Genomic DNA, 13,315 nt, shown 5'->3' with positions numbered 1-13,315 from the left:
GTCAACGATTCCGATCAGCTCGAGCGCGGGGAAATACGAGGCGGGGCAAGGAATCTCCCCTGCCCAATGTCCCCCTGCCCCGGAACGGCGGCCGTGAACCTGCCCGATCTCCTCCTGCCCTGGAACTACGGCCGTGAATCCATGCCCACGGATAGGGGGCCGCGTCTCGAATCCCGGTGAGCGCAATCGTGTGCCGGCCGTGTGCCGCTGGCTAGCGTTCTCGGGTCGGACGCTGTCGTGGAGGAGTATGCGGTGACCACTGAGTCGACGATCGATGCCGGGACCTCGCTGCACCCGCTGGACGATCCGGTGCGGGCGTCGCTGCGCGGCGCGCACCGGCGGTTCGCGCGCTGGGTGGGGCGCATCGGCCGCTACGACCCGCAGGTCGCCGGGTTCATCGGCCATCCGCCGGTGCTCGACGAGCGGGACTGGGCCGATCTGGCCACGGTCCTGGGTCCCGGCGGCAGCAGCGGGCTGCGCGGGTTCGGGCATGTGCCGCCGCCGGAGTGGACGGTTCTCGACGAGTTGCCCTCGGTGCAGATGGACGGTTCGGCGCTGCGCGTCGCCCCGGATCCGGACCTCGAGGTCCTCACCGCCGCGGAAGTCCCGGAGATCCTGGACCTCGTCGCCCGCACCCGCCCCGGACCGTATCTGCCGCGCACCATCGAGATGGGCGCGTATCTGGGTCTGCGGGTGGACGGCCGGCTGGTGGCGATGGCGGGCGAGCGCATGCATCCGCCCGGCTGGACCGAGATCAGCGCCGTGTGCACCGATCCGGAGTTCCGGGGCCGCGGCCTCGCCACCCGCCTGGTGCGTGCCGTCGGCGCGGGTATCCGGGCGCGCGGCGAGGTCCCGTTCCTGCACGCGCTGGCGAGCAATACGTCAGCGATCGCCCTGTACGAGACGCTGGGATTCACTCTGCGGCACCGGTCGGTGCTCACGATCGTGCGCGCGCCGGACCGCCGGAGTTCGAATCAGGCCGGTATATAACTGTTTTCGCGCGGGATATGTCCTGTTTCAATTCCGGCATGATTCCGCGCTCGTCCCGCTTGTCCCTCCGGCGCCGCACGGCGGCACTGCTGCTGGCCGTGGTGGCCGTCGCCGGGCCGGGGCTGACGGGCTGCGCGAACCACGACGAGACGTCGGGGGCGGCCGACGGTCCGCTGCCGGTCGACGTGCCGCCGGGCACCGAACTCGTGGTGGCCGATCAGCAGGAGCGGGTCCAGACCTGGCTGCGGGCCTCCGGCGAGCTGGACAAGCTGCCGTTCACGATCAAGTTCGCCAATTTCGTCGGCGGTCCGGCCATCCTCGAGGCATTCCGCGCCGGCGCCGCCGATGTCGCCCAGGTGGGCGACGTGCCGCCGATCCACGCGCTGGCCGCCGGGCAGGACGTGCCGATCGTGGCCGCCTATCAGAGCAACCCGCTGGCCCTGAAACTCGCTGTGGCGCCGGGCCGTTCGATCACCCGGCTCGCGGATCTGAAGGGCCGCAAGATCGCCTACGCCGAGGGCACCGCCCAGCAGGCCGGGGTGCTGCGGGCCCTCGCCAAGGCCGGGCTGGCACCGTCGGACGTGACCCTGGTCCGGTTGCAGCTCAACGATTTCCTCGACGCCGTGCGCACCGGACAGGTCGACGTCGCCCCGCTGATCGAGCCGAACGTGACCCGGCTGCTGCGCACGCCCGGCGCGTCGGTGATCCCGGATTCCGAACTGGCCGGACTCTACGGCGGGCTGGGCTACCTGTACGCGCGGCGGGAGGCGGTGCGCGATCCGGCGAAGGCGGCCGCCACCCGCGCACTGGTCGCGGCGTTCATCCGCGCCCAGCAGTGGTCGAATCTGCATCAGGACGAGTGGGCCCGCACCTATTACGTCGGCAGCCAGAAGGTCGGCGCCGACGACGCGAAACGCATCGTGGACTCCTACGGCGTCTACACGTTCCCGCATCTGGATCAGCGTCTGGTGAATCGCCAGCAGGCGACCATCGACGCCATCGACGCGGCCGGTGAGCTGCCGAAGAAGATCCGCGCCGCGGACGGTTTCGATCTGCGTTTCGACGCGGTCGTCACCCAGACCGTGACCGAGATCGGCGCGTCGTTCGGAACGGAACCCAAGTGATGGCCGTTGCGACCACCCGGCGCCCGAAACTCGGCCCGGGCACACCGATTCCGTTCGGCATCGCGCTGGGCCCGCTGCTGCTGGTCGCCGCCTGGGTGATCGGATCGGCGGCCGGCGCGCTGGACACCGAGACGCTGCCCGCGCCGTGGACGGTGGCCGAGACCGCCCGGGACCTGATCGCCGACGGCCGCCTGCAGTCGAACCTGCTCACCTCCCTGCAGCGCGCCGCCACCGGCCTGGTGCTGGGCGTGGCGGCCGGGGTGGCGCTGGCGCTGATCGCGGGTTTGAGCCGGATCGGGGAGGCGCTGGTGGACGGCCCCGTCCAGATCAAGCGGTCGATCCCCACGCTGGCGCTGATCCCGTTGTTCATCGTGTGGTTCGGCATCGGCGAGCAGATGAAGGTCCTCGTCATCGTCCTGAGCGTGCTGATCCCGATCTACATCAACACCCACGCGCACCTGCGCGGCGTGGACGCCCGCTATGTGGAACTCGCCCGCACCGTGGGGTTGTCGCGCTGGGAATTCGTGCGCCGCGTCGCGCTGCCCGGCTCGCTGCCGGGGTTCTTCACCGGGCTGCGGCTGGCGGTCTCGATCTCGTGGATCGCGCTGGTGGTCGTCGAACAGGTCAACGCCACCAGCGGGATCGGCTACCTGATGACACAGGCCCGCACCTACGGGCAGATCGACGTCATCGTCGTCGGCCTGGTGATCTACGGGCTGCTGGGCCTGATCGGCGACATCGCGGTGCGGCAGGTGGAACGGAGGGCTTTGTCGTGGCGGCAGACACTGGCGGATTGACGATCGTGGAGACCCGCGGCCTGACCCGCCGCTTCGGTGACCGGATCGTGTTGCGCGACTTGGATATCCGGATCCGGCGCGGCGAGTTCGTGGCGTTGCTGGGCCGCAGCGGATCCGGGAAGAGCACCCTGTTGCGGGCGCTCGCCGAGATCGACGACGGGGTCGCGGGTTCCGGTCGGCTCGACGTTCCCGCCGAACGCGCGGTAGTGTTCCAGGACTCGCGGCTGCTGCCGTGGATCCGGGTGCTGGACAACGTCGTTCTGGGATTGCGCGGCCGCGACACCCGCGAGCGAGGCCGCGCCGCACTGGCCGAGGTCGGCCTGGCGGGGCGCGAAAGGTCGTGGCCCAAAGAGCTTTCCGGCGGCGAACAGCAGCGCGTCGCGCTGGCACGCTCACTGGTGCGGGAACCGGCGCTGCTGCTGGCCGACGAACCGTTCGGCGCGCTCGACGCGCTGACGCGGCTGCGCATGCACACGCTGCTGCAAGACCTGTGCGCCCGGCACACGCCCGCGGTCCTGCTGGTCACCCATGACGTCGACGAGGCCGTCCTGCTCGCCGACCGGGTGCTGATCCTCGACGACGGCCGCATCGCCGCGGACCGCCCCATCGACCTGCCGCGACCGCGGCGCCCCACCGACACCGGATTCGCCGGCCACCGCGAGGCTCTGCTGACGCATCTCGGCGTCACCGTCCCGCCGCGACCCACCGACGAGAAGACCCACGAGTACACGACTGTCACGGAGGCGGGCATCCCGGCATGAGCGACCGACAACTGCACCTCAACGCGTTCATCTACCCGGCCGGGCACCACGAGGCGGCCTGGCGGCACCCCGACAGCCGCCCGGACCGCATCTACGACATCACCTACTACCAGGAGATCGCCCGCACCGCCGAGGCCGCCACCTTCGACGGGGTCTTCTTCGCCGACGGCCCGGCGCTGCGCACCAACGTGCAGTACAACGCCGCGCCGGGGCTGGAGCCGATCACGCTGCTCACCGCGATCGCCGCCGCCACCACGCATCTGGGCCTGATCGCCACCGCGTCGACCACCTATTACGAGCCCTACAACCTGGCGCGCCTGTTCTCCTCCCTCGACCACATCTCCGGTGGCCGCGCCGGCTGGAACATCGTCACCACCGGAACCGATCTGGCCGCCGCCAACTTCGGACTCGACAAACATCCCGAGCACGCCGAAAGATACGCGCGGGCACGGGAATTCGTCGACGCGGTGGTCTCGCTGTGGGACAGCTGGGAGGACGACGCGATCCTCCTCGACCGCGCCGCGGGCCGCTACGCCGACCCGGCGAAGATCCATCGCATCGACTTCGCGGGCGACCACCTGCGGGTGCGGGGACCGTTCAACGCCGCCCGCACACCGCAGGGGTATCCGGTGCTCGTGCAGGCCGGCGCCTCCAACGACGGCCGCGCCTTCGCCGCCCGCTACGCCGAGGCCATCTTCACCGCGCATCAGCGCCGCGAGGACGCCCAGGCGTTCTACTCCGACATCAAGCGCCGCGCCCGCGACTTCGGCCGCGACCCCGGCCACGTCAAGATCCTGCCCGGCATCAGCCCCTTCATCGCCGGCACCGAGGCCGCGGCCCGGAAACTCGAACGCGAATTCAACGAACTCACCGTCCCCGACTACGGCCTGGGCCAGCTGGAGAGCATCACCGGCGAGAAACTGCGCCACCTGCCCCTCGACGAGCCGGTGCCGGCCGCGTTGTTCGCCGGGGCGGGCGATGTCACCGACAACGCCGCCAGCCGCCGCCAGGTCGTCGCGGGCATCGTCGAGCGCGAGCATCCGACCCTGCGCGGGCTGCTGCACCGGCTGGCGGGCGCGCGCGGGCACCGCGTCTTCGCGGGCACTCCCGAGCAGGTCGCCGACACCATCGAGGACTGGTTCCGCTCCGGCGCCGCCGACGGCTTCAACGTCATGCCCCCGTACTATCCCGGCGGTTTACAGGTCTTCACCGAGACCGTGGTCCCGATCCTGCGCCGCCGCAAGCTGTTTCGCACCGAATACACCGGCACCACGCTGCGCGACCACTTCGGGCTGCCGCGACCGCGGAGCCGGTTCGCCCCGGAACCGGTCCCCCTGTCATGACCGGCGCGACACGGCCGACGCCGTGGCAGGCCGGGCGGATCGCCGCGACCCCCGCCCGCCGGGACCCGGTCGCGGCCGGGAAACGACGGGAGTGGCGGGTAGGGCGGGAGTGGCGGGCGCCCGCGGTGCTGAGCGGGCACCGGGGGTACGTCTGCGCGGCGGCGGGCAGCGCGTTCGTGCTGGTGGCGCTGTTCCAGCCGTGGCTGACCGCGGTCGGCTGGGACGGGAAGGTCGCGGTGACCGCGTTCGGCCGCATCACCGCCACCACCAACTTCCTGAACACCTTCTCCAAATCCGCGCCGCCGATGGCGAAGGTCTCCGGATTCTGGGGCATCCTCACCGCCGCGGTCGCGGTCCACACGGTCTGCGTGGTCCTGGTCAACCTCCGGGTCCGGATGCCGAAACTGTTCGCGCTGACCGCGATATCGGCGGTCGCGACGGCGGTGTCGGCGATCCTGCTGCTCGTCTACCTCAACAGCAAAGCGCCCGAGGTGAAGGGCATGGTCGGCCTCGGCGACGATGTCGGCGGCCAGATCGGCCTGCTGCTGAACACCTATTTCGGCCACGGCCCCTTCCCGCTGCCGGGCCGCCTGAAGATGTCCTACGCCACCGCCGCGCTCACCCCGTGGTCGATGGCGGCGGCCGCCGTCGCCACCGGATCGGCGGTCGTCGCGGTCACCCAGTGGCTGCGCCACCGCACCCCGCCCCGCACAACATGCACCTGCGGGGCCTGAGCCGAGGTCAGCCCAGTACCCGCTCGCGCACCTCGTCCGCCCACTGCACGTATTCGACGTGCGCGCCGTCGGGGTGGCGCAGATACGCGAATTCCCCTGTGGCACTGCGCAACGGGCCGCCGGTGAGTTCCGCGCCGGCGGCGGTGAGGACCGCGATCAGCTCCGCGAGATCGTCGACCACGACCGGACCGGCGGTCGTCCGGTATCCGTCCACCGCGTCGGGCGGCCCGGCGATGAGCAGGAAGTCGCCGACCGCGGCCAGTTCGGCCCGTTCGAACCCGAATCGCAGATCCGCTGCGGCGCCCACGAGCGTCTCGTACACCGGCAGCGCGGTGTCGAGATCGGTGACGAACAGCCGCGCGTAGGTCTTCAGAATCCGCATGCCCGCGACGCTACGGCGGCCACGGCCGCCACGGCAGCCCTATCGCTCGCCGTGCGCGCAATCATTGCCGCCTCCCCCGCCGCCGGTCATAGTTCCGGGAACGCACGGCGGGACAGGAGTCGAGATGGCCACCGAGGAACCACGATCCGGCGCCCGCGCGGTCGATCGCGCGGTGCACGTGCTCAACTGCTTCGACGGCGACGATCCGCACCTGTCGGTGAGCGAGCTGGCGCAGCGGGCCGGACTGCCGGTCAGCACCACCCACCGGCTCGCGCAGGCGCTGGTGCGCGGCCGGCTGCTGGAACAGGATCCGGCCACCGACCGCTACCGGATCGGGCACGGGCTGGCGTCGCTCGCGCGACCGGCGCTCTCGCGCCTGGGCCTGGATTCCGCCGCCCCGCACCTGTACGCGCTGGCGGCCGGGATCCGGATCACGGTGAGCGTCAGCATGGTGGAGGACCGTGACGCGGTCTCGGTCTTCCACGCCCGCCCGCCGGAGTACTTCTGCACCCATCAGGTCCCCGATCCGCGGCGGCCCCTGCGCGCCAGCGCGGTCGGTCACGCACTGCTGGCCTTCTCGCCGGCGCACACGGTCCTGGAGGCCCGCGCCGCGGCCCCGCGTCCTGCGCTGTACTCCGATCTGGATCGCGTGCGCCGCAACGGATTCGCCGTGGAGGTCCTCGACACCGACGATCCCGTGCGCGCCGTCGCGGTGCCGATCGTCGGCCCCGACCGGCAGGTCCGGGGCGCGATCGCCGTGCAGGCGCGGTCCGCGCGGCTCGACGACGACCTGGTGCGCGGCATCGTGCCCGCCATGCGCGGCATCGCCCGTCGCGTCGGCCCGCTGTTCCAGGCCGCCGCGGAAGTCCCCGCCGAATTCGGCTCACGCTGATTTCCACACTGTGAAATGACCGTTGCCGCGGCGGCGAACCGCCCCCACCATGGAAAACGACGCAGATCATTGCCGTTCGAACAGCTCCCGAAGGTTCTGGAATGATCCTCTCCTCCCTCCTCACCCGCCGGCGCACGGTCGACTTCGTGCGCACGGCCGAGGGCATCTGTCACACCTGACCTCCCGCGCGCCGGCCGCCGGCGCCGATCCCCTCAGGTAGTTCCGCGCCCGCCCGCCCCGGCAGCTCCGCCCGCGGCGTCACCGGCGCACTCAGCGAAAGAACCGAACGATGCTGTCCTCCAGACGAACCCATGTCCTGACGCGCGTCCTCGCCGCCGCCGTCACCCTCGCCGTCGCCGCCACCCTGGCGGCCGGGTGCGGGAAATCCGATCCGACCACCGGCGCCGACGGCAAGACCGTGCTGCGGTACCAGGGGCAGACCGGGCAGGTAACGGCCTTCGAACTCGCCGCCGACCTCGGCTATTTCGACAAGATCCAGCTGCACTGGGAAAGCGACAGCACCAGCGGCCCGGCGAATATCCAGGCCGCGGCCACCCGGCAGATCGAATTCGGCAGCGCGTTCAACGGCGCGGTCGTGAAACTGATCGCGGGCGGCGCGGCGGTCACCTCGGTGCTCGGCTCCTACGGCGCCGACGAGAAATCCTTCACCGGCTATTTCGTGCGCGACGATTCCGGCATCACCTCGGCACGCGATCTGATCGGCAAGAAGATCGGCGTCAACACCCTCGGCGCGCACCACGAATTCATCACCAAGGAATGGCTGCACCGCCAAGGCCTCAGCGAACACGAGATCCAGCAGGTCCAGTTCGTGGTCCTGCCGCCGGTGAGCACCGAGGACGCGCTGCGCAAGGGCCAGATCGACGTGGCGGCGCTGGGCAGCGTCTTCCGCGACACCGCGATCGAGCGCGGCGGACTGCATCCGCTGTTCACCGACAAGGACATCTTCGGCACCTTCGACTACGGCACCTACGTATTCCGCGACGATTTCATCGACCGCCATCCCGACGCGGTGCGCGACTTCGTCCAGGGCACCGCCCGCGCCACCCGCTGGCTGCAGGTCACCCCGCGCGACGAGGTGGTCGCCCGGTTCGACGCGATCATCCGCAAGCGCGGGCGCAACGAGAACACCGACCTGCTGAAGTTCTGGAAGAGCTCCAGCATCCCCGTGCCCGGCGGCGTCGTCGACGAACGCGAACTGCAGATCTGGATCGACTGGCTGGTCCGCAGCGGCGAACTGCCCGACGGCAAACTGAAGGCCGAGGACCTCTACACCAACAAGGACAACCCCTACGCCAACGGCACCTACCCACCCGCCAGCGGCCCCACCGGAGAGGCGGTGGCGGCGAAATGACCGGCGCGGCAAAACTTTCCCTGACCGGAGTGCGCAAACAGTTCACCGTGCGCGGCACGCCCGAACCGTTCACCGCACTCGACGACATCACCCTCGAGCTGCGCGACGGCGAATTCCTGGTACTGGTCGGGCCGAGCGGCTCCGGCAAATCCACGCTGCTGGACCTGCTGGGCGGGCTCAGCGCGCCGAGCGCGGGACAGATCCTGCTCGACGGCGCACCGGTGCGCGGGCCCGGCCTGGACCGGGGCATCGTCTTCCAGCAGTACGCGCTGCTGCCCTGGCGCACCGCCCGCGCCAATATCGAACTCGGTTTGGAGGCCAAGGGTCTGCGGCGGCGCGAACGCCGCGAGCGCGCCGCGCACTATCTGGACCTGGTCGGGCTCGACGGGTTCGCCGACCGCTATCCCCACGAACTGTCCGGCGGGATGAAGCAGCGCGTGGCCATCGCCCGCAGCCTCGCCTTCGACCCGCAGGTGCTGCTCATGGACGAACCGTTCGCGGCCCTGGACGCGCAGACCCGGGAGTCGTTGCAGGACGAGCTGTTACGCATCTGGCAGACCACCGGCAAGACGATCCTGTTCATCACCCACGGCATCGACGAGGCGGTATACCTCGGCCAGCGGGTCGCGGTGCTCACCTCGCGGCCGGGACGGATCAAAACCGTCATCGATATCGACCTCGACCGGACCTCCGGCGCCGACATCCGTTCCAGCGAGCGGTTCCGCGACTTCCGCCACCGCATCTGGGAACAGCTGCACTCGGAGGTGAGCCGGGCCCAGGGCCTGGAGCGCGCCGCACTGACCACGCACACCGACAGGAGGCCCGCCCATGTCTAGCGCCGTGCAACTCGCCGACCACCCCGTCGACCGTCCGGCCACGACCCCCGCCACGCCGCAACCGGCTACACGGCCCGCCGTGCCCGCCCGGGCCGTGCGCGCGGCCGGAGCGCTGGGCTGGCGCGTACTCAAACCGGTCCTGGTGATCGCGCTGTTCCTCGCCGTCTGGGAGACCGCGCCGCGCCTGGGCCTGGTGGACGAGGTGTTCCTGCCGCCGTTCTCGGTGGTCCTGGACGCGTTCGCCGAACTGGTCCGCACCGGGCAGATGTGGGAGCACGTGTCGACCAGCCTGACCCGCTCGCTCACCGGATTCGCCCTCGCCCTCGCCACGGCCGTCCCCGTCGGCATCGGCATCGCCTGGTACAAGCCGATCGCGGACTTCCTGAACCCGATCCTCGAACTGTTCCGCAACACCGCCGCGCTGGCGCTGCTGCCGGTGTTCATCCTGGTCCTCGGCATCGGCGAGACCTCGAAGGTCGCGCTGGTCGTGTACGCCGGATTCTTCCCCATCCTGCTCAACACCATCACCGGCGTCCGCACCGTGGAACCATTGCTCATCAAATCCGCTGTCTCGCTGGGATTCTCGCCGCTGCGACTGTTCCAGAAGGTGATCCTGCCCGCCGCCCTGCCCTCGATCTTCACCGGCCTGCGGATGGCGGCGTCCTCCTCGATCCTGGTGCTCATCGCCGCCGAGATGGTCGGCGCCCGCGCCGGACTGGGCTACCTGATCACCGCGGCGCAGCAGAACTTCCAGATCCCCAACATGTACGCCGGAATCCTCGCGATCTCCCTGGTCGGCCTGGCGTTCAACGGCATTCTCGTCACCGTCGAACGCCGCCTGTCACGCTGGCGCACCCAGCCCGGCCACTGACCGCGCACCCGCTCCGCAGCGCATCGGGGTCCCTCGCCGTAACGCGAGGGACCCCGATGCACGCGGGTGTGCGGTCAGGCGGCGCTGCCGCTGAGGACCGCCATGGCCGTGGTGAAGATGTTCGCGACGACTTCCAGAAGCTCCATGCCGATGCCTTGCCTTCCGAGTGGGAGAGTGGGCGCAAGCATGCGTGACCCGAATGTCCAGGAGGTTATGCGCTGATGAAACCCTCGCGCAAACACGAGTCACCGGGTCCCGAGCGCGTCGAGGGCCTGGCGGGCGTGCGGCGCGTGCAGGGGTGAGAAGTACGGATTCGTGCGCAGCGCGTCGGTCAGCGCCCCGGCCGCCTCCTCGGTGCGGCCGAGCCCGGCCAGGATCATGCCGCGGTGATAGGCGAGCGTGGCATTGCGCCAGCCCAGCGCGTTCGCCCGCTCCGCGATACCGATCGCGTCACCGTCGCGGCCGGCCCGGTGCAGCGCCCACGCGAGCGTGTCGGCGGTGATCACGCTCTGCCGGCGACCGTATTCCAGCTCGGCCAGCCGGACCGCCTCGGCGGGATCGCCGTGATCGGCCGCCAGCTTGGACGCGTCCACGTATTCGGTGGCGCCCTGCTCCGCGAGCCGCCGGAACTGCTCGGCCACCGACCGGTACGTCTCGGCGGCCGCCTCGGGACGTCCCGCGGCCTCGAGCAGTTCACCGAATTCGATCAGATACTCCGGCAGCGGCGACCGCGCGGTCAGCTCCGTGAATTCCCTGATCGCCCGGTCGAGATCACCGCGCGCCGCAGACACCTTCGCCCGGCCCTGCCGCAGCGCCGAATTGTCCGGATTCGCCAGCAGCCCACCGCGATAATGCTCGTCGGCGGCGTCGAGATCACCGGCATTGAAGGCGAGTTCACCGAGATGGTAGCGGCAGAACGCGACCTGGTCGGCGCTGCTGGACGCGGTGAGCGCCAGCTCCAGCGCCGCGCGGGCTTCGTCGACGCGTCCGTGTAGTTCGAGGTCGTAGGCCGCGCGAGTGAACGACGGCACCCCGGGCCGCAGCTCGAGCATCCGCTGCACGGCCGCGGTCGCGCCCTCGGCATCACCGAGCTGGGTCAGCGCGTCGACCAGCACGCCGTACCCGTCCGCGCTCGCGGGACGCACCGCCAGCGCCCGGCCGGCGTGCCCGCGCGCGGTGGCGAAATCGTGCCGGGCATTGGCGAGCGCGCCGAGCCCGAGTTCGGCCTCGGCATTGCCCTCCGGCCGCAGCCGCAGCGACTCGTCCAAAGCCTGCTGCGCCCGGCCGTAATAGCCCGGATCCCCCGTGATCCGCGCCGATTCGACATAGGTGCCGCCCAGATCCGCCCACCCGGCCGCATTGCCCGGCACCCGGTCCAGCTGCTGCCGGATCTGCGAAATCCGCAGCGCCACCGGATCGGCGGGGACGGGCGGGGCGGCCGCCGGCCGGTCGGGCCAGATCACGACGAGCCCCGCCGCCGCGGCGAGCAGCGCGAGGAGAACGAGCCCCAGGACGGGTTCGCGGAAGATACGAAACACGTTGGTGTACATAGCGATACCTCGCAAACAAGACGGAAAGACGCTCAGTCCTTCGGCGGTTCGACCACCGTCGTCACGCGCACCCGGCGGCGCATCAGCAGCCACCCGCCCGCGACCACCGCCGCCGCACCCGCCCCACCGGCCGCGACCGGCATCCACGGCGTCCCCGCATCCGAACCGGGCGCCGCCGCCGGACCCGCACCACCCGCCGACGCCCCCGACACCGCGCCGCCACGCGCCGGCAACGCGACATACGGGAAGGTGCGCGCGAACGCCGCATCGTTCGCATCCACCTGGTCCCCCGCCGCGAGCGCCTCGACCAGTTTCCCGCTCGCCGCCGCACCCTCCATCGCCTGCAACTCGATATCGACCACATCGTCGGCCAGCCGCCGCCCGTTCGGGAAGCCCTGCAGATCACCGCCGAGCACACCGAGCCGATTCGGCTGCGCCGCCACCGGCACCGCCATGTTCAACCGCAACATCTCCGACGGCCGGAACGACCCCGGCCGCGCATCAGCGTTGAGAACCTGCGAATTCAGATCCGCCCGAATGGGCGGCGCGCTACCGTCCAGCGTCGGCGCCCCCTTCGCGATACCGGTCAGGAAGATCTCCACCAGATCGTTGCGCGGGACGGCGGGCGCCGGCACCTTGTAGATCGACTCGATCAAACGCGCCAGCTCCGGATCGGTCACCCGCGCCACCACCTCCGGCACCCCCGCATCCGCGACCGGCTCCAGCCCGTTGAACGCGTCCTTCAACCCGACCGGCACGACCACCTCGTTCACCAGCGGACTACCCAGCCGCGACACCTGCACCGCCGCACCCACCGGCGTCGCCGACCCCGGCGACAACTGCAGCGTGCGGCGCTCGGTATCGCTCCACACACCGATCACCGGATTACGCGCCGGATCGTTCTGCAACGCCAGATCCCGCATCGGCACCTGCAGCACAACGGTATTCACGTTCTTACCCGCCAAAGTATCCGTGCCGACCTCCGACAAATCGCCGCCGTACAGCAGATCGAACACCCGCAGATCGAGGAAGAACGGATCCTCCGCCGCCCCCACATACACCGAACCGCCACCCGGCAACCCCTGCGTCGCCTGCGCACGCAGCGACGCGTAATCGGGAATCGACGCCGGCCCGGTATCCGACGGCGCGGCCTGGCCGTGCGCGATCGGCCGCCAGTCGTTCGCGCCGTGACTCACCGACAGCGTGTAATTCTGGCGATACAGCAGATTCTCGTCGGTCAAACCCGTGACCGGGCCGTTGTCGTACAGAAACGTGCTGTTACCACGCCGGTCGTCGGTGGTGAAGGTGACGCGATAGCTGACATTCGGCTTCGCGTCACCGTCGCTGTCGATATTGATGTCGTAGTCGGCCTCGGTGGCCCACGGATAGAAATTGGGGCCCCCGTCAGGTTCCTGCAACCCGAACCAATTGGCGACGATCGTCACCGTATCGGGCTTGTCGGGGCTGACGAACGCGTACACGTCGGTGTTGTCCACCGCCGGATCCGCCGCGATCAGCGGAGCCTCGCGATGGCTGGACGCGCCCGCGACCGGCAACGTGAGACCGCCGACCGTGCCGCCGAACACGACGACGCCCACCGCCGCCAAGGGGCCTGCGACGCGGCCCCGCAGACCACGCCGAGAAGAACGGAACATGAGAAATC

The 13,315-nt window shown here is 70.4% G+C and carries 13 protein-coding genes; 10 read left to right on the top strand and 3 right to left on the bottom strand.

The window, feature by feature from the left end; genetic code table 11:
- The first annotated feature begins 252 nt into the window (after positions 1-252).
- From ON41_RS38355 to ON41_RS38330, 6 genes are read left to right on the top strand one after another with little or no spacing between them, the layout of a single operon-like run.
- The gene (locus tag ON41_RS38355) at positions 253-990 is read left to right on the top strand and encodes a GNAT family N-acetyltransferase (protein WP_040754509.1); all 738 of its coding nucleotides are present in this window, start codon (positions 253-255) and stop codon (positions 988-990) included.
- Between the two features lie 38 nt (positions 991-1,028).
- Positions 1,029-2,114, top strand: coding sequence for an ABC transporter substrate-binding protein (locus ON41_RS38350; RefSeq protein ID WP_083905949.1), 1,086 nt, complete (start codon positions 1,029-1,031; stop codon positions 2,112-2,114).
- Entirely contained in the window at positions 2,114-2,911 is a 798-nt protein-coding gene (locus ON41_RS38345) for an ABC transporter permease (protein ID WP_051163519.1), read from the top strand. Before ON41_RS38350 ends, ON41_RS38345 begins: the two co-directional genes overlap by 1 nt.
- A complete protein-coding gene (locus ON41_RS38340) occupies positions 2,887-3,672 on the top strand; it encodes an ABC transporter ATP-binding protein (protein ID WP_174411401.1) in 786 nt (261 codons plus the stop codon). The genes ON41_RS38345 and ON41_RS38340 overlap by 25 nt, the downstream gene beginning before the upstream one ends.
- The gene (locus tag ON41_RS38335; protein WP_040754308.1) at positions 3,669-5,015 is read left to right on the top strand and encodes an LLM class flavin-dependent oxidoreductase; all 1,347 of its coding nucleotides are present in this window, start codon (positions 3,669-3,671) and stop codon (positions 5,013-5,015) included. The genes ON41_RS38340 and ON41_RS38335 overlap by 4 nt, the downstream gene beginning before the upstream one ends.
- The gene (locus ON41_RS38330; RefSeq protein WP_040754306.1) at positions 5,012-5,749 is read left to right on the top strand and encodes a hypothetical protein; all 738 of its coding nucleotides are present in this window, start codon (positions 5,012-5,014) and stop codon (positions 5,747-5,749) included. Before ON41_RS38335 ends, ON41_RS38330 begins: the two co-directional genes overlap by 4 nt.
- A 7-nt stretch (positions 5,750-5,756) precedes the next feature.
- Here the strand turns inward: ON41_RS38330 and ON41_RS38325 are convergent, their stop codons facing one another.
- Entirely contained in the window at positions 5,757-6,131 is a 375-nt protein-coding gene (locus ON41_RS38325; RefSeq protein WP_040754305.1) for a VOC family protein, read from the bottom strand.
- A 124-nt stretch (positions 6,132-6,255) separates the two neighbouring features.
- On the opposite strand from ON41_RS38325, the gene ON41_RS38320 reads away from it, so the two are divergent.
- The 4 genes from ON41_RS38320 (at position 6,256) to ON41_RS38305 (ending at position 10,102) form a co-directional block, all read left to right on the top strand.
- A complete protein-coding gene (locus tag ON41_RS38320; RefSeq protein ID WP_040754303.1) occupies positions 6,256-7,023 on the top strand; it encodes an IclR family transcriptional regulator in 768 nt (255 codons plus the stop codon).
- 289 nt (positions 7,024-7,312) lie between these two features.
- Positions 7,313-8,395: an ABC transporter substrate-binding protein gene (locus ON41_RS38315; RefSeq protein WP_040754302.1), complete on the top strand. Its 1,083-nt coding sequence runs from the start codon at positions 7,313-7,315 to the stop codon at positions 8,393-8,395.
- Positions 8,392-9,231, top strand: a complete 840-nt coding sequence (locus tag ON41_RS38310; protein WP_040754300.1) for an ABC transporter ATP-binding protein — start codon at positions 8,392-8,394, stop codon at positions 9,229-9,231. Before ON41_RS38315 ends, ON41_RS38310 begins: the two co-directional genes overlap by 4 nt.
- On the top strand, positions 9,224-10,102 hold the full coding sequence (locus tag ON41_RS38305; protein WP_040754298.1) for an ABC transporter permease: 879 nt from the start codon (positions 9,224-9,226) through the stop codon (positions 10,100-10,102). Before ON41_RS38310 ends, ON41_RS38305 begins: the two co-directional genes overlap by 8 nt.
- Positions 10,103-10,347: 245 nt before the next feature.
- On the opposite strand, the gene ON41_RS38300 is transcribed toward ON41_RS38305, so the two are convergent.
- A complete protein-coding gene (locus tag ON41_RS38300) occupies positions 10,348-11,652 on the bottom strand; it encodes a tetratricopeptide repeat protein (RefSeq protein WP_051163517.1) in 1,305 nt (434 codons plus the stop codon).
- Between the two features lie 32 nt (positions 11,653-11,684).
- Positions 11,685-13,307, bottom strand: coding sequence for a DUF4331 domain-containing protein (locus ON41_RS38295; protein ID WP_083905933.1), 1,623 nt, complete (start codon positions 13,305-13,307; stop codon positions 11,685-11,687).
- Positions 13,308-13,315 lie beyond the last annotated feature (8 nt).

This window comes from Nocardia transvalensis NBRC 15921, from assembly GCF_000308875.1.
In the GTDB taxonomy this organism is placed as follows: Bacteria; Actinomycetota; Actinomycetes; order Mycobacteriales; family Mycobacteriaceae; genus Nocardia; species Nocardia transvalensis.
Note: the sequence above shows the minus strand (reverse complement) of the source record. Positions and strands in the feature narration are given on the sequence as shown.